Below are 20,573 nucleotides of genomic sequence, written 5' to 3' on the forward strand. Positions count from 1 at the left end.
GAAGTATATACTTCCTATTTCTTATTTAATTCGTTGAACTTTTTGAACTTTTTGAATTTTCCCTTCCATAGGAATTAAATCTTTTTTCGTGGTTAAATTTCTTACATTCATAATTGTTATAACTTCTCTATCGTCTTTACCTTTTTTCCCTTTAAGGCCTTGAATTAACAATAAATTACCTTGATTTATTGTAATAAATGTTGGTTTTTTAAACCATTTGTTTTTTTTGTATACACATCTAATAACTGCTTTACTTCTATCAGGTTTTAATATAAGATTTACTTTTAATTTATGGAATAACCACAAAATGGTTTTTTCTTCTACCTTTACTGATATTACATTACCTTGAATTTGAGTAAGTCTATCTCCATACCTTTTTAAATAAGATTCAGTATAGTATTTTGCAAATTTTTCTTTAACACTCATATGTATAACTCCTTTTCAAATAGATTTATTTTTTATATAAATTATTATTTTATAATGGCGTTTTTTATGTATATTATAGCATAGTATAAATAGTTTTAAAATATGTACAAAATATTTTATTTATTCACTAATGTTATAATAATATAAAAATTAGTAAGTAATAAAAAATAAATAAGCTTAATAAGATTTTATTAAGATATCCAATTGAAATTTTCAATATCAGTATACTTATGATATAAACTGTTTAAGAATTATTACAATAGAATAGATAAGGAAAGTTATGTAAAAAACATATTTTAATTTTAAAAAATGTTCCTAAAATTAAAATATTAGAATATTAATATAGTAATATGTATTTTAAATTTTATACATTAGTATCTAGATATTTTGAGGGAGGAACAAAATATGTCTGAACTTTTGCCCAAAGATATAATTTATGAATTTAGTTTTAATAAAGACATTATAGAAGAAAAAAACGAATATATTCCAGGATATGACAACATATATAAAAGCATAAGTACTTCTTTAGAAATTAAAGAAGATGGATACAATATTTATATAATAGATGATTTTTCTAAAAATAAAATTGAAAATATAAAAAATTTTATAAGTAAAATATTGAAAAAAAAGAATATATTAAATGATATTTGTTATGTAATATATGATGATCCTAAAAATCCAAAAGTTTTATTTTTACCAAAAGGTAATGGTAATAAATTAAAAAAAACTTTAGAAAATTTACAAATTGATTTTTATGAAAGTACTTTTAATTTTTATAACAGCACTGCAAATAAAGAAAAAGAAGCATTAATAGATAATATTCAAAAAAGAAGGAATGAAATAATAAATAAATTAGAAGAAAAAGCTCTTAATTATGAATTTGAAACAAAAATTACTCAAGAAGGATTTATGTTTGTACCATTAAAAGATGGGAAAACTATAACAGAAAAAGAATATGAAAATTTAAGTAAAGAAAAAAAAGAAGAAATTTTAAATAAAGTTAATGAATTAAAACAAGATGCAGAAGAAATATTAGAGGAATTAAAAAAAATTGAAGATGATGAAATAGAAAAAATAAAAAAAATTTTTAAAAAACATTTTGATTCTAATTTAAAAGAAAGTAGAGAAACATATTATAAGGAATTTGCAGAATGTAAGGATGCATTAAAATTTTTAGAATTTATATATACTGAAATTGAAAATAATATTGTTTATAATTACTCAATAGATTATGAAGAAGATGAAACAAAAATTAATGAAATAATAAATAAATATGAAATAAATGTTTTAGTAGATAATAGTATGAATGAAAATCCTCAAGTAATATTTGAAGAAGACCCTAGCGTAAATAATCTATTAGGGAGTATAGAATATGAAAATAAAAATAATGTATATACAACAGATATATCTTTGATTAATGCTGGTTCTATATTAAAAGCTAATGAAGGATGCTTAATTATAAGAACAAATAGTTTGCTTTCTAATCCACAAGCATATTATTATTTAAAAAAGACGCTTTTATCTGGTAAAGTAAATTTAGATTATAATAGGGGATATTTAGAATTACTATCTCTTAATAATTTAAAGCCTGAACCAATAAACATTGAAGAAAAAATAATTTTAATAGGGGATTATGAAACCTATGATTTTTTATATAATTATGATGAAGATTTTAAAAAAATATTCAAAATTAGATGTGAATGTAATCCTATAGTTGATATTAATGAAAATACAAAAAAGTTTTTAGTTAGTAATATATATAGTTTCTGTAATAAAAATAATTTAAAACCTATAACAGAAAAAGGTATTACAGAAATAGCAAAATTTTTATCTAGGAAAGCAGAAAATAAAAATAAAATCTTTTTTGATGATGATGAAATAAATAAATTACTTATTTTCTCAAGTAATAAAGTTAAAAATGAGGATAAAGAATACATTGATGCTGAAGATATTATAGAATCTGCATATTTTAAATGTGAAGCAGAAAAAGAAATTTTAGATAATTATAAAGAAGGTAAAATTCTTATAAATGTAAATGGAGAGATTATTGGACAAATAAATGGACTTTCTGTTATAGATGCAGGATATTTTAAATTTGGGAAACCTATTAAAATAACATGTTCTTGTTATAAAGGAGAAGGGAATATTATAGATGTACAAAAGGAAAGCAATATGAGCGGAAGTATTCATAGTAAATCAATAAATATTTTAAAAGGATATATAAACAAATTTATAAATCCATATACAAAATTACCTGTAGATTTCCATTTAAGTTTTGAACAAATTTATGGCAAAATAGATGGAGATAGTGCATCTGTTGCAGAAATATTATGTATGATTTCTGCTTTAAGTAAAATACCTTTAAAACAAAATATTGCGGTAACAGGCTCTGTTAATCAATTTGGAGAAGTTCAGGCCATAGGTGGAGTAAATGAAAAAATAGAAGGATTTTTTAATATATGTAAAACATTAGACAATACTATTGGTAAAGGAGTATTAATACCTTATAGTAATAAAAATGATATTGTTTTGAATAAGGAAGTTGAAGATGAGATTAAAAAAGGTAATTTCCATATATATACCATGAAAAATATAGAAGAAGGCATAGAAGTATTAATGTGTAATGAAAAAATTTCTATAAATGAAGTTTTTAACAGTATTTTAAAAGAAATAAAAAAATTTTTATCATCTAATAAAAAATAAGCAAATTGAGGGATCGTAATTAGTTTTGTATAAAATTAAATTTAATTACTCTTTAACTACGCTCCCTCTCTTTTGTATAACTTAGTTGGTATTTATTATTTTTATTTATACATTAAATCTAAAATTAACTACATCTCCATCTTGCATTATATAATCTTTTCCTTCCAATCTATAATATCCTTTTTCTTTAGCTGCTGCTTCTGAACCACATTCAACTAACTTATCATAAGATATTATTTCTGCTCGAATAAAACCTCTTTCAATATCAGAATGAATTTTACCAGCTGCTTGAGGTGCTTTAGTACCATTTTTTATAGTCCACGCTCTAACTTCTTGTATTCCTGCGGTTAGAAAACTTATAAGCCCTAAAAGCTTATAACTTGATTGTATTAATTTATTAAGTCCTGTATCTGAAAGCCCATATTCTTTTAATAATTCAAGTTTTTCATCTTCTTCAAGAGAAGATAATTCTTCTTCCAATTTAGCACATATAGTAATTACTTCAGAATTTTCATTAAAAGCAAAATCTTTTACAAGTTTAACAAAATTATTATCCTCACCTGAAGTTAAATCTTCTTCAGAAATATTAGCAGCATATAATACAGGTTTAGATGTTAAAAGAAATAAACCTTTTATAATTTCACTTTCTTCTTCAGAACAATCTAAAGTCCTAACAGGTTTCCCAGATTCTAAATGTGCTTTTATTTTTTCCATTAATTCCAATTCTTCTTTAGCTTTTTTATCTCCAGAACGAGCAAGTTTAACAGTCTTTTCAATTCTTCTCTCTAAAACTTCTAAATCAGAAAGAATTAATTCCAAATTTATTGTTTCAATATCTCTAATTGGATCAACAAATCCATCTACATGAACTACATTAGGATCATTAAAACATCTTACTACATGTACTATAGCAGCAACTTCTCTTATATGAGATAAGAATTTATTTCCTAAACCTTCCCCTTTACTTGCTCCTTTTACAAGTCCTGCAATATCATAAAATTCTATTGTTGCATAAACTTTTTTTCTTGAATTATACATTTTTTCTAAAACATCAAGTCTTTTATCTGGCACGTTTACCACACCTACGTTGGGTTCTATAGTACAAAAAGGATAATTTGCAGATTCTGCACCAGCTTTTGTTATTGCATTAAAAAGAGTACTTTTTCCAACATTAGGTAAACCTACTATTCCAAGTTTCATCTATTTACATTCCTTTCTTAACTTTATTTATAGATAATTTATATTTTGGTTTATATAAATTTTAAATACTACAAATTTTAACATAAATATAAATTAAGTTTACAGCTTATTGTGGTTTAATAAGTTTATTATTTAAGGCTAATAAAAAATAAATAATTTTAAACTCCTATCCGAAATTATGTAAAATGAATTTAATTCTTAATAAATTATACATTAGGCTAACAAGTATTTCAAGAATAATGATATTTAAACTGCAATTTGCAATTTAAAACTTAATAAAAATGTTATAAACTAATTAATTTAGTTTTCTAATATTTTAAATATTAGAATCTTTTTTATATTTATTATATTTAAAATATATATTTTAGGAGGATTTTTATATTTTACATAGAATAAATACATATAGTGGTGCAAAGTGGTATAAAGTGGAGTAAAATTATTTTGAGGTGGAGAAATGTTTATTGGGGAATATCAACATGCCATTGATAATAAAAATAGAATGATTATTCCCTCTAAATTTAGAGAATTTCTTGGTGAGAGGTTTGTACTTACTAAAGGTCTTGATGGATGTCTTTATGTTTATACCTTAGATGAATGGAAAATATTAGAGGATAAATTAAAAAAACTTCCACTTACTAATAAAGAGGCAAGAGCGTTTGTACGGTTTTTCTTTTCAGGAGCGAATGAAATAGATGTTGATAAGCAAGGGAGAGCTTTAATACCTCAAAATCTTTTAGAATATGCAGGGATAAAAAAGGAAATAGTAAGTATAGGTGTTTCTACTAGAATTGAAATTTGGAGCAAAGAAAAATGGGAAGAATATAATAACCAAAATATAAATTATGATGAAATAGCAGAAAAAATGAATGAGCTTTTTATTTAACATATTAAAAGGAGAATTAAATATGAACTTTAAACATGTATCAGTACTTCTTAATGAAACTATAAATGAATTAAATATAAAAGAAGATGGTGTTTATGTAGACTGTACATTAGGAGGTGCAGGACATTCTGAAAAAATTTTAAAAAAGCTTAGTAAAAGTGGTAAACTGATTGGAATAGATCAAGATCAAGATGCATTGAAAGCTGCACAAAAAAGACTTTCTAATTATGATAATGTTGTTTTTGTACATGATAATTTTTTAAATATTAATTCTATATTAAACGAACTTAATATAGATAAAGTAGATGGAATATTGATGGATTTAGGGGTATCTTCTTATCAATTGGATGAAGCTGAAAGAGGATTTAGTTATATGAAAGATTCTTTTTTAGATATGAGAATGAATAGAGAATCTGAACTTTCTGCTTTTGATGTTGTAAATAGTTACAGTGAAGAAAAGCTTTATAAACTTATAAAAGATTATGGTGAAGAGAAATTTGCAAAAAGAATAGCAAAATTTATTGTTGAAAAGAGAAAAGAAAAAGATATAAACACTACATTTGAATTAGTAGATATTATAAAAAATGCTATTCCAGCTAAAGCTAGAAGAGAAGGCCCACATCCAGCTAAAAGAACATTTCAAGCAATAAGAATTGAGGTTAATAAAGAACTTGAAATTTTAGGGAAAGCTATAGAAGATTCTGTAGAAAGATTAAAAGTTGGTGGAAGAATTTCAATTATAACTTTTCATTCATTAGAAGATAGAATTGTAAAAAATAAATATAAAGAGTTAGAAAATCCTTGTATTTGTCCTAAAAATTTTCCTATATGTGTATGTGGGAAATCTCCTAAATTAAAGATAATTACAAGGAAACCAATTGAGCCTTCAGAAGAAGAAATTTTAAATAATCCTAGAAGCAGAAGCGCTAAATTAAGAGTTGCAGAAAAAATTTAAGTTCTAATTTTAATATGGGGTGAATAAAATGATAATAATGGATGATAAAAATTTAATTAATGGTAACACGGCATTAAATCCTAAAAGAAAATCTTATTATCCTTCAAAAGAAGAGGAATATGAAAAACAAAAAAGAGAAAATGATAAAAGACGTAAGGCTTCAATAGAAAAAAGAGCTGAAAAGAAAGCTAAGATAATTAAATACATATTTGCTACTTTTATAATAGGAGTTATACTAATATGCCGTTATTCTACTGTATATAAGTTACAAAAGAATCTTTTAGATGTAAAATATCAAATACATAACTTAAATATGGAAAATGAAAGTTTAAAAGTTCAGCTAATAAAAGCAAGCGATATGGAAAAAGTAGAAGAAATAGCTAAAACAAAGCTTAATATGGTTACTCCCGATAAAAATAATATAATGTATGTAGAAAACACAAAAGATTATTTTGCAAAAGATACTAAAGAAAATGTAAAAAATAAAAATGAGGATTTAATTATAAAGATAAAGAATATGTTGTTTTAGTGGGGGTATATAAATTGGCTAGAGAAAAATATAGGGACAAGGTTATCATAAAAAAAAGGATGCTAATTTCACTTGGCATACTTTTTCTTTTATTTTTTTTGTTATTTATTAGATTGTCCTATATAATGATAGTTCAATCGGAACATCTGACAAAACTAGCTAAAGAACAATGGACGAGTGACGTTAAAATTGACGCCAAAAGGGGAAAAATTCTTGACAGAAACGGAAAAGAGCTTGCTGTAAGTGCTAATGTTTATAGAGTAGATTTAGATATGAATACTTTAAGACAATATTTGGATGAAAGTGGACTTACAAGAGAAGAAATTGCTCCAAAACTTGCTGATGCTTTGAACAAAAATAATGAAGATGTATTAAAAATTTTATATAAAACACTTCCAGGTGGACTGCCTATGGCATCAGCTAATTTAGCAAGACGAATTGAAAAAGAAGAAGCTGATAAAGTGCAAAACTTAAATATTAGAGGAGTACAAGTTTCAGCAGATACAAAAAGATATTATCCATATGGGAATTTTTTATCTCATGTATTAGGCTTTGTAAGAAGTGATGGTGTAGGACTTACAGGAATTGAATTAACTTATAATGATGTATTGGCTGGTATACCAGGAAGAATAATATCAGAAACAGATAATAAAAGTAAAGGACAGCCATATATTATATCTGAATTTACAAAGCCTGTAGATGGTAAAGATTTAGTTTTAACCATAGATCAAACGATACAGTATTTTTGCGAAAAAGCAGCAGAACAGGCATTAATTGATAATAAAGCTAAAGCTGTTACAATTATAGCTATGGATCCTAATAATGGAGAAATACTTGCAATGACAAATAAACCAGATTTTAATCTTAATGATCCTTGGGTAAAAGGTAAAACTCAAGATGAACTTCAAAAAATGTGGAGGAATAGGGCGGTTAGTGATACATTTGAACCAGGTTCAATATTTAAAGTAATAACTGCTTATGGAGCTATGGCAGAAAATTTAGTAAAAGAAGATGACCATTTTGTTTGCAATGGTAGTGCTAAAGTGTTAAATAGAACAATTCACTGTTGGAAAAGAACAGGGCATGGAGATCAAAATTTTGTTGATATATTAAAAAATTCTTGTAATGTAGGGTTTATGGAACTTGGGAAAAGATTAGGTAAAGAAAATTTAAATAAATACATAAATTTATTTGGTTTCGGGCAAAAAACTGGCATTGATCTTCCAGGAGAAGCTAAAGGTATTATAAGGAAAACTTCCAATATAACCGATGTTGATTTAGCAACTATTTCTTTTGGGCAAAGTAATACAGTAACATCTGTTCAATATATAACTGCACTTAATGCAATTGCAAATGGAGGGAAGCTTATAACTCCTCATATTATGAAAGAAGTAGTACATTATGAAAATGATAAAAAAATAATTGACGAAAAATTTAAAAATTATAATGAAAGAAGTATATTAAAAGAAGATGTTACCAATACTTTAAGAGGATATTTAGAAAAAGTTGTATCTGAAGGAGGAGGGAAAAATGCATTTATTCCAGGATATTATATAGCAGGCAAGACTGGGACAGCTCAGAAGGTAAACAGTGAAACTAAAACATATGGAGCTGGAAAGTATATAGCATCTTTTGCGGGGATGGCTCCCGCAAACAAACCTAGAATAACTTTGTTTGTGTCTATTGATGAGCCGGATCCTTCAAATTATTATGCAGGGCAAATAGCAGCTCCAGTTGCAAAACAAGTTTTTAATGATATTTTTAATTATCTTGCAATAGAAGCAGATGCATCAAAAGAAGAAATATCTCAAAGTATGCTTAAAGATATTATTATTCCTGAAATTAGAGGAATGAAAAAAAGTGATGGTATAAAAATTTTAAAAGAACTTAATCTTGATTATGATATAGATGATAAAGGTGATTATATTATAGATATGAATCCTAAACCTGGATATAGTGTTAAAGAAGGTAAGAAAATTGTGCTTTACACAGGAACATCCTCAAACTATAATAAAGTAGTAACTATGCCTAATCTTATTGGTTATAATAAAGAAAAAGCTACTGAAATACTTAATAAATTAGGTATTAAAGCAAAATTTACCGGAGAAGGTTTAGTTACAAACCAAAGTATAAGTGAAGGTGAAAATATAGAAAAAGGTACTACTTTATTGTTAGAATTAAATATTTTACCAGATTAAATATACATAAGATTTTGGCATGCATATATTATTATATTCACTTAAAAAATTTTGAACTTAAAATTTAGTGAGTAATTATAATATTGCATGCCAATATTATGTATTTACTTAGTTAAAATAAATATAATTAGGAGAGTGTTAGTGTGAATTTACGTGAAGTTTTAAAAGGTATAAGTTATGATGTTATTTACGGTAATTTAGATATTGAAATTAACAAAATTGAATATGATTCCAGAAAAGTTAAAAATAATGATATATTTTTTTGCATATCTGGGTTTAAAGTAGATGGACATGATTTTGTCAATAATGCAATTTTAAATGGTGCTTCAGTTATAATTTGTGAGAAAGACTTAAAAAAACTTAGTAATACTTCTGTTACTATTATTAAAGTTTTAGATTCTAGGAAAGCATTAGCTATTGCGGCATCAAATTTTTATGGAGATTCGTGGAAAAAACTAAAATTAATAGGAGTTACAGGAACAAACGGTAAAACAACATCTACATATATGATAAAAAGTATATTAGAACAAGCTGGTTTTAAAGTTGGATTAATAGGTACAATTGCAAATTATATAGGGAATAAAAAAATACAGTCTAATAGAACAACACCAGAATCTTTAGAACTTCATAAATTATTTAAGGAAATGGCAGATGAAGGGGTAACACATTGTGTTATGGAGGTTTCTTCTCATTCTTTAGAATTAAACAGAGTATATGGATTAGAATTTGCAGAAGGCATGTTTACTAATTTAACTAGAGATCATCTTGATTTTCATAAAACTTTTGAAAATTATTATAATGCAAAGCTTTTACTTTTTAAAAATAGTAAAACATCTATTATTAATATGGATGATGAATATGGTAAAAAAATATATAATGATATAAATACAAGTAAAGTTACATATGGAATTGAAAGTTTTACTGATATTAAAGCCCAAAATATTCATATAAATTCAAAAGGAATAGAGTTTGATATGTGCTATAAAGATAAAAATATTCCTATAGAACTTAATATACCTGGTAAATACAATGTGTATAATGCATTAGGCAGTGCATCTGTTTGTTTAAATGAAGGAATATCAATTGAAAAAATAAAAGAAGGATTAAAAAATGTTTTTGTACCTGGAAGATGCGAAATAGTTACTAAAGGATATAATCTTGAATTTGATATTATTATAGATTATGCACATACTCCTGATGGATTAGAAAATATATTAAAGACTGCAAGAGAGTTTACTAAAGGAAGAATTATTACAGTATTTGGTTGTGGTGGAGATAGAGATAAAACAAAAAGACCATTAATGGGTAAAATTGCTGGAAATTTAAGTGATATTACAATAGTAACTTCTGATAATCCTAGAAGTGAAAATCCAAATGCTATAATAGAAGATATATTAAAAGGAATGGAAAGTGAAAATTATGTAGTTATTGAAAATAGAAGAGAAGCTATAGAAAATGCAATTAAAATAGCTAAAAAAGATGATGTTGTTATTATTGCTGGTAAAGGACATGAAAATTATCAAGAATTAAAAGATACAACTATACATTTTGATGAAAAAGAAATCATTGCAGATATAATAAAGGAGCTGTTTTAAATGGAAACTCTAACTTTTAAAGAAATAATTGAAGCTGTAAATGGAGAATTGATTAAAGAAGGGCAAGAAACAATATATAAATCTATTAGTACTGATACAAGAACAATATCTAAAGACAGCATTTTCATAGCTTTAAAAGGATTTAATTTTAATGGAAATAATTATGCGTTAGAAGCAAGCATTAAAGGGGCTAAAATATGTATAATTGACGAAATTGCATTTAATAACATTTCAGATTTTAACAAAGATACTTTTATAATAAAAGTTAATAATACTAAAGAGGCTTTGCTTAATTTAGCTAAATATTATAGAAATAAATTAAAAGTAAAAATAATTGGAATAACTGGTTCTACAGGTAAGACATCTACTAAGGATTTAGTAGCAGCAGCTTTAAGTAAAAGATATAATGTTTTTAAAACAAAAGGAAATTTTAATAATGAAATAGGGTTGCCTTTAATGATTTTTAATATTGATAATACTTATGACATAGCTGTTTTAGAAATGGGAATGAGTAATTTTGGGGAAATTCATAAATTAGCCGATGTAGCAAGACCAGATATAGGTATTATTACTAATATTGGAGTATCTCATATTGAATATTTAAAAACTAGGGAAAATATTTTAAAAGCTAAGCTAGAAATAACTGATTTTTTTACTAAGAATAATACATTAATAGTAAATGGAGATGATGATTTATTAAATAAATTAAAATCTAATAGGTATAATTTACTTAAAGTTGGTATAGAAAATTATGATTGTTATTTTAGAGCATGTGATACTATAATTGGTGAAGAAAGCATAGAATTTAAAGTAGAAGAAAATAAAAATTTAATTAATAATATATTTAATATATGTATACCTGGGAAACATAATATTTTAAATTCTATGTTAGCTATAGCTTGTGCTAGAAAACTTAATTTAAGTTTTGAAGACATTATTGAAGGATTTAAAAATCTTGAAGTTACTTCTATGAGGCTTGATATAATAAAAGGAAATAAATTTACAATAATAGATGATTCTTACAATGCTAGTCCTGATTCTATGAAAGCTGCATTAGATGTTCTTTCAAATTTAAAAGGAAATAAAAAAATTGCTGTACTTGGTACTATGAAAGAATTAGGAGATAAATCATTTGAATTTCATAAAGAAGTAGGAAAATATGCAAAACTAAAAAATATAGATTTATTAATTACAATAGGAGAATATCAAAAGGCTTTTGAAGAAGGATTTAATGATATTAATAAATTTAAAGCATGCTCTAATAGTGAAGAAGCTTTTAATTATATTAAAAGTATTATAAATTATAAAGATGTAATACTTATTAAAGCTTCTAGAACAATGAAATTTGAAACTATAGTTAATAAACTTAAGATGATTAATTGCTAAAGAGGGGATAGTGAAATGTATAAACTTGTTTATTCTGTTTTAATTGCTTTTTTTATATCATTAATATTAGGGCCAATTTTTATACCTATTCTGCATAGACTCAAATTTGGACAGAATATAAGAGAAGAAGGTCCTAAGAGTCATAGAAAAAAAGCAGGAACTCCTACAATGGGAGGATTAATATTTATATTTTCTTCATTCATAACTATGGCAATATTGGTAAGGAAACCTAGTGATGAGGCTATGGTTGCACTTTATGCTTTTATAGCTTTTGGAATTATTGGTGCTATTGATGATATACTAAAAATAATACATAAGAAAAATTTAGGACTTAAATCAGGTCAAAAAATGATTTTACTTATAATAGTTTCAGTCATATTTGGATATTATGCTTCTAAAAATTTTATAGATGGAACAGTAATTATAATACCATTTTTCCAAAAGAGTATAGATTTAGGGAAAGGTTATATACCTTTTATAATTTTATATTATGCAGCTACTACTAATGCAGTTAATTTAACAGATGGATTAGATGGTTTAGCTACATCTGTAACTTTACTTGTTATGACTTTTTTTGCACTTTTAAGTTTTGGGTTAGGACATTATACACTTTCAATTTTTTGTGGAGTTGTAGCTGGATCTTTACTTGGATTTTTAAGGTACAATGCATTCCCAGCTCAAATTTTTATGGGAGACACAGGCTCTTTAGCTTTAGGAGGAGCAATTGCTACAGTAGCTATGATATTAAAATTACCATTATTGGTTATAATAGTAGGTGGGATTTATGTAATAGAAACTTTTTCAGTAATACTTCAAGTAGCTTCTTTTAAACTTACTGGTAAAAGAATATTTAAAATGAGCCCACTTCATCATCACTTTGAACTTTCAGGATGGCATGAGACTAAAATAGTTTCTGTATTTTCAATAATAACTGTTATATTATGCCTTATTGCATTTTTATCTTTGCCAGCAATAAAATAATATTTAAAAATTGTCTTGTGTATCCTAATATAAGGAGGATATGTCCAATATGAAAAAATCTAATGCAAAAATGGACTCTATTGATTTTATATTATTTACATCAATTTCTTTACTTGTAGCTATTGGAATAGTAATGGTATTTAGTGCTAGTTCTTATAGTGCATTCTTTGATCCTAAAATAAAAGATAGTATGTTTTATTTAAAAAGACAAAGTATTTCAGCAATTATAGGTGCTTGTGCTATGTTTATTATGATAAAATATGACTATCATAAATTAAAAAAATACACTTTATTAATTATGATTATTACATTTGTATTATTAGGACTTGTATATATTTTCCCGCCGATAAATGGAGCTAGAAGATGGATACCTCTTCCAGTGCTTAATCTTCAGCCTTCAGAAATAGCAAAATATGTCATAGTTTTATATATGGCTAAAAGCTTGGAGGTAAAAGGAGAAAAAGTTAGAAGCTTTGTTTATGGGATACTTCCATATCTTATAGTTTCTGGGATTTATGCAATTATAATTCTTTTAGAACCTAATTTAAGTATTGCTACTGTTATTATGTTAGTTACTCTTATAATACTTTTTGTTGCTGGTGTAAAATGGATACATTTTTTTGGATTAATAGGGAGTGTTGGTACTTTAGGAGTAGTAGGAATTCTTATGGAAGATTTTAGAAGAGCCAGAGTTTTAAATTTTTTAGATCCTTGGAAAGATCCTAAAGGTACAGGTTATCAACTTATTCAATCGCTTCTTGCTTTAGGTTCAGGTGGAATAACCGGTGTAACATTAGGTAAATCAAGACAAAAAGCTTATTATATACCAGAGCCTCATACAGACTTTATTTTTTCTATAATAGGAGAAGAACTAGGCTTAGTTGGATGCACGATAATTATAATTTTATTTTTAATTTTAATATGGAGAGGGGTAGTAATAGCAATAAGAGCTAAAGATACATACGGTACTTTACTAGCTGTTGGAATTACTTCTGTAATAGCAGTTCAAGCAATTATTAATATAGCTGTTGTTACAGGTTCTATGCCAGTTACAGGAGTTCCGCTTCCTTTTATTAGTTATGGAGGGTCTGCTCTTTTATTTAATCTAATGGCAATGGGCATACTTCTTAATATTTCAAGACAATGTAATAAGTAAAAAAACACTGATTAAATTCAGTGTTTTTTTATATAAAACTTATTTATATAAAACTTTAAATTCAAATTATTTTATTTAATAAAAAATTAAGTAAAATGTAATGAATTTAAAGGAAATAAATGATATTATATATATGTGTAATTTTTATATAAAATATTAAGGTGTGAATTGTATTGAGCGTAATTTTAAAAAATACTAATAATGAATTAATAATTAAAAGAAGAAGAAAAAAAGCAATAAAAAGAAATATTATCTTTTTTATTTTGCTTATTTCTATAATTATTGTATTATGTTTAAAAATTCCTTATTTCGATGTATCCAATATAGTAGTTTCAAATAATAAAATAATTAATACAAATGAAATTTTAGATATAGCTAAAGTTAGCAAAGGTTCAAATATTTTCTATATGGATTTAAAAAAAATAGAAGGTAATATTTTAAAAAACCCTTATATATTAAAAGCTAATGTAAAAAGAAAACTTCCAAATACCATTTACATAGCCGTAGAAGAAAGAGAGGCAGTTTTTTATATAAAATCTGAATCAAGATATTTAATTATAGATAATAAAGGGATAGTACTTGAAGAAAAAGATGATATTAGCAATATGAATCTTACAAAACTTCTTGGATTTGAAGCTGAAGGGGCTAAAATTGGTGAAGCAATCCCTTGCGATGATAATAGAAAAATTGAATTTATATCTTTAATTACAGATCTTATTATGACTAATAAAAGCAATATAAAAATAACAGCTGTTGATATAAGTGATATATTAGACATTAAAGTATATAGTAATAATATGAGTATTAAATTAGGTAGTAATAATGATGTTAAAAGTAAGCTTAATTTAGCTTTTAATATTATAAATGATAATAATTTAATTAATTTAAAAGGATACGTAGATGTAAGATTTGAAAGCAATCCTTCTGTCTTTGTAGAAAAATGATATTTTTTATTATTATAAAATAAAAATTAATAGTTTTACTATGTGATTAATGCTCCAAGGGGGAATATCGTATGAAAAAATATAGTTCGCAAATTACTGTATCAATAGTATGCTGTATATTGGGATTTATGCTTGCATACCAATTTAGAATATGGAACAATCGTGAAAATATTAACAAAATATCTCAAACAACTACGGATATCACTATAGAACTAGAGCAGTATAAAAAACAAAAGGAAATACTCCAAAATAATATTAATGATTTACAAAACAAATTAAAGCAATATGAAGAAGCTGCAGCAAATAGGAGTGATGAAACTAAAAACTTGCTTGAAGAACTTGAAAATACTAGATTGTTGACTGGAGCTAAAGATGTTAAAGGACCTGGAATAATAGTGTATATAGATCCTAAAACAAAAATTTTAGGAAATTCTATACCAGGTGATCATATAACAGACAAACATTTGGTTTATTTAGTTAACGAACTTGTATCTGCTGGTGCAGAAGCTGTATCTATAAATGATTCAAGAATTACTCCAAGAACAGGAATAAGAACTTCTGGTAATAATATACTTATAAACGATATTAAAATATCACCTTTCGAAAGAATTACTATTAAAGCAATAGGAAACAAAGATAATTTATATAGTGCTTTGGCATTCTATGGAACACTTATAGATTTTGAACCTATTAGTAATATATCTTATAACAGATATGATGACATACTAATAAAAAGATATAATGGTAACTATAAATTTGAATATGCAAAACCTATAGAAAAGTAATGAGGTGATTTTATATGATAGCTATAATTGGTTTGTTAATTGGAATTGTAATAGGATTATTTGGGAATATAAGTATACCAGATAAATTTTCACCATATATGTCCGTAGCAATATTGGCTTGTTTAGATTCAGTGTTTGGAGCTATAAGAGCAAGTCTTTCAAAAAATTTTAGATCAGATATATTTATTTCTGGTTTTTTTGGTAATTCAGTTTTAGCTGCAGTTTTAGCTTATTTAGGAGATAAGCTCAGTGTACCAATATATTTAGCTGCTGTTATAGTTTTTGGAGGAAGAATATTTGATAATTTTGCAATAATAAGAAGACTCATACTTGAAAAAGCCAAATCTCACGATGAGGTGATTAAATGAAAAATAATGAGGCATCATTATTTGTTTTTATAGCTTGCATTATAATTGGAATATTAATATCTTTAAATATAAATTTTAATAATACTTATAATAGAGTTTTTTTAAATACTAAACAATACCAAGATGCTTATAATGAAAGAAATAAATTACGTAATGATATAATTAAAATGCAGGAAGAGTATGAGCAAATGGAAATGAAGCTCAATAAATATGAATATGAACCTGAAAATAAGCAAATAATATTTCAAGAATTATATGATGAACTTAATAATAATAAAATGATTATAGGCAAGGTTGATGTTGAGGGGCAAGGAATAACAATTAAGCTTACAGATGGTAGTAATAATTTTGATAATGAAATAGATGAAAATTTTTTAGAAAAAATAATTCACAATTATGATATTATTTATGTTATAAATGATTTAAAAAATGCTGGGGCTGAAGCCATAGCTATAAATGGTCAAAGAGTTATTGACACTACAGAGGTGTATTGTGATGGACCATTATTAAGGGTAAATGGAGTGAAAATTGCAGCACCATTTTATATAGATGCTATTGGGGATAAAGAAGTTCTAAAAAATTATATGCTTGCAGATGAAAATTATATCAACTTAATTCTGAAAAATAGAGGAATAAATGTTGAAATTGAACAGTTAAGTAATTTAAAAATTCAAGCTTATAATCATTCTATAAAGAAAAAATTTCTAACTTTAGCTGATAATAATAAAAATTAAGCTTAAATTATTATAATAAAATTGAAGGATTTTTGATTTTTATGAAGAATAATAGTATTTGACACAAGAATTTAAAGGAGACGATAATAATTGTCTATTAAGGAAAACATTGATCAAATTAAATCAAAAATATCCAAAGATACAGTTTTAATTGCAGTGTCTAAAACACGTAGTATTGAGGAAATAAAGGAAGCTTATGATTGTGGAATAAGAGATTTTGGAGAGAATAAAGTTCAAGAACTTATAGGAAAAATTGATTCTTTACCAAATGATATTAATTGGCATCTCATTGGACATCTTCAGACAAATAAGGTAAAATATATTGTAGGTAAAGTAAGTTTAATTCATTCTCTTGATAGTATAAAACTTTTATATGAAATTGAAAAACAGTATAAAAATAAAAATTGTATAGCAAATGTTTTAATTCAAGTTAATATTGGAAGAGAAGAAAGTAAAACTGGTATTTTATTGGAAGATTTAGAAGAATTGCTTTTATCTTGTGAAAAATGTAGCAATGTAAAAATTTGGGGACTTATGGCTATAATACCCAAAGGTTCTCAAGAAAGCTGTTCTATGTATTTTAAAAAAATGAAAAAATTATGGGATGATATTAGTCTTAGAAAATTTAAAAATATCAAGATGAAATATTTATCTATGGGAATGACAGGAGATTATGAAATTGCTATTAAAGAAGGCTCTAATATGATAAGAATAGGAACCGGTATATTTGGACCTAGAAAATAAATCATAAACTAAGGGGGAAATAAAAATGTGTGCAAAAATGATTAATAAAATGATGGGATTTTTAGGATTAGAAGAAGATTTAGATATTGAAGAAAATCAAGAACAAGAAGATGAAAAAGAATTAATAGATGATGAAGTTGAAAAAATGTTTATAAATAATAAAAAACAAAATACTAATAAAGTTGTGAATATACATACAGCAGCTTCTGCAAAAGTAGTTATAATAAAGCCAAATGATTATGATGAAGCTGCTAATATATGTGACAATTTAAAAAATAGAAAAATAATTGTGGTAAATACTACTTCACTTGAACCTAAAATTGCTCAAAGACTTCTTGATTTCATTGGAGGAGCTTGCTATGCACTTAATGGAGAACTTCAACAAGTAGAGAAAGGAATATATATACTTTCTCCATCTAATGTAGAAGTAACAAATGAACTAAAAAATGAATTAAGTAGTAAAGGAATACTTAGTTGGAGCAAATAATAATTGGAGGAATTTATGATTAATAATATAAATGCAGCTGTGAATATTCTTTTCTCTCTTTTACAAGATGCAATTGTAATTGAAGCATTATTATCTTGGATATATAGAGGCAGTGGTAATGTTTTTACTGATATTTTACATACAATTACTGAGCCTTTTTTAGTTCCTGCAAGGAAAATAACTTATAAACTTTTTCCTAATATGATGTTGGATTTTTCTCCTATAATAGCTCTCTTTATTATAAGAATTTTACAATTTATAATAAACGCTTTGTTAGGAATGTTTATTAATGGATAAAAAAACTTTTTTAAATTTTATTAATTATGAAGACAAAAATATACTTTCAAATATATATAATAAATTGACATTAGCTGAAAAAGCAAATGTACCTGTTTTTATTAATGAATTTTATCCTCCTAATCTTTGGAAAAATATTTTAAACTTACAAGATAAGTTTAATGTAAAAATATATGCCAATGGAATTTTTGAAGAAGCAGAAAGAAAGATGTTAGCATTTTTTAATGATATAATTTATTCTTATCCAATAAATGTAATTAAAATCAAAAATAAATCGAAATTTCAAAAACTTGAGCATAGAGATTATCTTGGAGCTATAATAGGACTTGGAATTAAAAGAGAGAAGTTTGGAGATCTCATAATAAAAGATGATATTTGTTATGGAACTTTTTGTAAAGATATATCTTATTATGTTATTTCTAATCTTAATTATGTTGGGAAATGTCCTTGTACCGTTGAACTAGTAAATGAAAATGAATATAAAAATATAAAAGCTAATACTGAAAATTTATATATTATAACTACATCTTTAAGATTAGATTCAGTAGTGGGTTCTTTATGCAATATTTCAAGGTCTAAAGCTGTTAGTATTATAAATAACGGAAAAGTATTAGTAGACTATAATGAAATTTATGAAAAAGATAAAAGTATAGAATTAAATACTGTAATAACCATACGTGGTTATGGTAAATTTAAAATTATTAATATAATTGGATCTACACAAAAAGGAAGATTAAAATTACAAATAAGCAAATATGTATAACGAGGTGGTAAAAGTGAAAATAACATCTATGGATATAGTTAATAAAGAATTTAAAAAAGTTATTAGAGGGTATTCTATTGATGAAGTTGATGAATTTTTAGCTAAAATAGCTGAAGATTATGAAAGTCTTTATAAGGAGAATTCATCATTAAAAGAAAAATATGATTTACAGACAGAAAAATTAGAACATTATTCTAAAATGGAAGCAACAATACAAAACACTCTTTTGCTTGCCCAAAATGCAGCAGAACAATCAAAAGAAAATGCTCAAAAGGAAGCTGAGATGATTATAAAGAATGCAAATGAATCTGCTCAGAAAATTCTTGATAAAGCTCATGCTGATGTTATGAAAATAAATGATGATTATGAAAGATTAAAGCAAGAATTCATAAAATTTAGAGCTAAATTTAAAAATTTTATGAATACTCAAATAGAGATGTTTAATACTTTAGAAAAAGATTTAATGAAAAATTATAATATAGGTTCTACATCAGAAGATTCTTTAAAAGAAAAAGATATTGATATGGAAGAAGATTTATATTTTAAAGTGAAAGATATTATGGATGACAACATTATTGAAGAAGATTTAAGCGAGATAAAAAATTTTTTTGTAAAGGGAGACTAAATGTTATCCTGCTCTTTTGAGTGGGATAATTATTTTATGTAAAAATTCTAATTTTTATAAGGAGTGTTAAATTTAAAATGGTTATAGGAATAATTGGAGCTATGGAAGAAGAAATAGAGGTACTTATTAAAGAAATAAAATTAGAAACAAAAAAAATAAAAGCTCAAATGGAATTCAATTGTGGAATTTTATGTGGGAAAAAAGTTGTAATTGTAAAAAGTGGTATTGGCAAAGTTAACGCTGCTATATGTACTCAAATCTTAATAGATGACTTTGGAGTTGATAATATTATTAATGTTGGAATTGCTGGAGGTATAGGAAAAAATATATTCCCTGGAGATGTAGTTATTGCAGATAGTTTAGTACAACATGATATAGATACATCGGTTTTTGGAGATAAAATAGGACAAATTCCAAGATTAGATACTTTTGATTTTAAATGTGATTTGAATTTAGTTAAAAAAGCCAAAGAATGCTGTAAATTTTTAAAAAATGCTAACACTTATATTGGAAGAATTGTAACAGGAGATCAATTTATTGCAGATATAAATAAGATAAAATGGTTAAATGATGAATTTGAAGCTTTAGCTTGTGAAATGGAGGGAGGAAGTATAGCACAAGCATGTTACTTAAATAATGTTCCTTTTGTTGTAATTCGTTCTATTTCAGATAATGCTAATAATGGAGCACGTATGGATTATGATAAATTTAAATATATAGCAGTTGAAAATTCTACTAATATAATAAAAAATATGCTTGAGATTATATAACTATATTTTTTAAAATTTTAATTTCACTATCTTATATGTAATAA

The 20,573-nt window shown here is 25.3% G+C and carries 21 protein-coding genes; 19 read left to right on the forward strand and 2 right to left on the reverse strand.

The annotated features are described in order from the left end of the window. Window positions 1–21: 21 nt before the first annotated feature. A complete protein-coding gene (locus tag EGD97_RS00945; protein WP_078680998.1) occupies window positions 22–426 on the reverse strand; it encodes a hypothetical protein in 405 nt (134 codons plus the stop codon). 405 nt (window positions 427–831) lie between these two features. Between EGD97_RS00945 and EGD97_RS00950 the strand changes: the two genes are divergently transcribed. Continuing rightward, window positions 832–3,129, forward strand: coding sequence for an AAA family ATPase (locus EGD97_RS00950; RefSeq protein ID WP_078680997.1), 2,298 nt, complete (start codon window positions 832–834; stop codon window positions 3,127–3,129). Window positions 3,130–3,234: 105 nt separating this feature from the next. Here EGD97_RS00950 and ychF read toward each other — a convergent pair whose 3' ends face one another. Then, window positions 3,235–4,329 (reverse strand): redox-regulated ATPase YchF, encoded by a 1,095-nt coding sequence (gene ychF / locus EGD97_RS00955; RefSeq protein ID WP_078681731.1) that lies wholly within the window; start codon window positions 4,327–4,329, stop codon window positions 3,235–3,237. A gap of 454 nt (window positions 4,330–4,783) precedes the next feature. Between ychF and mraZ the strand changes: the two genes are divergently transcribed. The 18 genes from mraZ to EGD97_RS01045 all read left to right on the forward strand — a co-directional run bounded on the left by mraZ (window position 4,784) and on the right by EGD97_RS01045 (window position 20,529). Beyond that, window positions 4,784–5,212 (forward strand): division/cell wall cluster transcriptional repressor MraZ, encoded by a 429-nt coding sequence (mraZ, locus tag EGD97_RS00960; protein ID WP_078681730.1) that lies wholly within the window; start codon window positions 4,784–4,786, stop codon window positions 5,210–5,212. A gap of 22 nt (window positions 5,213–5,234) precedes the next feature. Beyond that, complete coding sequence (gene rsmH / locus EGD97_RS00965) at window positions 5,235–6,167, forward strand: 16S rRNA (cytosine(1402)-N(4))-methyltransferase RsmH (protein WP_127836365.1); 933 nt, start codon at window positions 5,235–5,237, stop codon at window positions 6,165–6,167. 28 nt (window positions 6,168–6,195) lie between these two features. Beyond that, window positions 6,196–6,696 (forward strand): septum formation initiator family protein, encoded by a 501-nt coding sequence (locus EGD97_RS00970; protein ID WP_078681729.1) that lies wholly within the window; start codon window positions 6,196–6,198, stop codon window positions 6,694–6,696. A gap of 14 nt (window positions 6,697–6,710) precedes the next feature. After that, window positions 6,711–8,894, forward strand: a complete 2,184-nt coding sequence (locus EGD97_RS00975; protein WP_078681728.1) for a stage V sporulation protein D — start codon at window positions 6,711–6,713, stop codon at window positions 8,892–8,894. A gap of 143 nt (window positions 8,895–9,037) precedes the next feature. Next, a complete protein-coding gene (locus EGD97_RS00980; RefSeq protein WP_078681727.1) occupies window positions 9,038–10,489 on the forward strand; it encodes a UDP-N-acetylmuramoyl-L-alanyl-D-glutamate--2,6-diaminopimelate ligase in 1,452 nt (483 codons plus the stop codon). After that, window positions 10,490–11,875 (forward strand): UDP-N-acetylmuramoyl-tripeptide--D-alanyl-D-alanine ligase, encoded by a 1,386-nt coding sequence (locus EGD97_RS00985; RefSeq protein ID WP_127836366.1) that lies wholly within the window; start codon window positions 10,490–10,492, stop codon window positions 11,873–11,875. It abuts the gene before it with no gap. Window positions 11,876–11,890: 15 nt separating this feature from the next. Further along, complete coding sequence (mraY, locus tag EGD97_RS00990; RefSeq protein ID WP_127836367.1) at window positions 11,891–12,856, forward strand: phospho-N-acetylmuramoyl-pentapeptide-transferase; 966 nt, start codon at window positions 11,891–11,893, stop codon at window positions 12,854–12,856. A gap of 49 nt (window positions 12,857–12,905) precedes the next feature. Further along, entirely contained in the window at window positions 12,906–14,012 is a 1,107-nt protein-coding gene (spoVE, locus tag EGD97_RS00995) for a stage V sporulation protein E (protein ID WP_078681724.1), read from the forward strand. 173 nt (window positions 14,013–14,185) lie between these two features. After that, window positions 14,186–14,956 carry a cell division protein FtsQ/DivIB gene (locus EGD97_RS01000; protein ID WP_127836368.1) on the forward strand — a complete coding sequence of 257 codons (771 nt, stop codon included), beginning with the start codon at window positions 14,186–14,188 and terminating at the stop codon, window positions 14,954–14,956. Between the two features lie 71 nt (window positions 14,957–15,027). Then, complete coding sequence (locus tag EGD97_RS01005) at window positions 15,028–15,741, forward strand: DUF881 domain-containing protein (protein WP_078681722.1); 714 nt, start codon at window positions 15,028–15,030, stop codon at window positions 15,739–15,741. 14 nt (window positions 15,742–15,755) lie between these two features. Beyond that, window positions 15,756–16,109, forward strand: coding sequence for a small basic family protein (locus EGD97_RS01010; protein WP_078681721.1), 354 nt, complete (start codon window positions 15,756–15,758; stop codon window positions 16,107–16,109). Then, window positions 16,106–16,843, forward strand: a complete 738-nt coding sequence (locus EGD97_RS01015) for a DUF881 domain-containing protein (RefSeq protein WP_078681720.1) — start codon at window positions 16,106–16,108, stop codon at window positions 16,841–16,843. Before EGD97_RS01010 ends, EGD97_RS01015 begins: the two co-directional genes overlap by 4 nt. A 90-nt stretch (window positions 16,844–16,933) precedes the next feature. Next, window positions 16,934–17,587: a YggS family pyridoxal phosphate-dependent enzyme gene (locus EGD97_RS01020; RefSeq protein ID WP_078681719.1), complete on the forward strand. Its 654-nt coding sequence runs from the start codon at window positions 16,934–16,936 to the stop codon at window positions 17,585–17,587. Window positions 17,588–17,612: 25 nt separating this feature from the next. Then, complete coding sequence (locus tag EGD97_RS01025) at window positions 17,613–18,074, forward strand: cell division protein SepF (RefSeq protein WP_078681718.1); 462 nt, start codon at window positions 17,613–17,615, stop codon at window positions 18,072–18,074. Between the two features lie 15 nt (window positions 18,075–18,089). After that, window positions 18,090–18,371, forward strand: coding sequence for a YggT family protein (locus EGD97_RS01030; protein ID WP_078681717.1), 282 nt, complete (start codon window positions 18,090–18,092; stop codon window positions 18,369–18,371). Then, window positions 18,364–19,134, forward strand: coding sequence for a YlmH family RNA-binding protein (locus EGD97_RS01035; RefSeq protein ID WP_078681716.1), 771 nt, complete (start codon window positions 18,364–18,366; stop codon window positions 19,132–19,134). The genes EGD97_RS01030 and EGD97_RS01035 overlap by 8 nt, the downstream gene beginning before the upstream one ends. Window positions 19,135–19,147: 13 nt before the next feature. Next, window positions 19,148–19,759 carry a DivIVA domain-containing protein gene (locus EGD97_RS01040; protein ID WP_078681715.1) on the forward strand — a complete coding sequence of 204 codons (612 nt, stop codon included), beginning with the start codon at window positions 19,148–19,150 and terminating at the stop codon, window positions 19,757–19,759. Window positions 19,760–19,836: 77 nt separating this feature from the next. After that, entirely contained in the window at window positions 19,837–20,529 is a 693-nt protein-coding gene (locus EGD97_RS01045) for a 5'-methylthioadenosine/adenosylhomocysteine nucleosidase (protein WP_078681714.1), read from the forward strand. The last annotated feature ends 44 nt before the right edge of the window (window positions 20,530–20,573 follow it).

Origin of the sequence: Clostridium prolinivorans (genome assembly GCF_004011155.1) — a bacterium.
Taxonomy (GTDB): domain Bacteria; phylum Bacillota; class Clostridia; order Clostridiales; family Clostridiaceae; genus Clostridium_AT; species Clostridium_AT prolinivorans.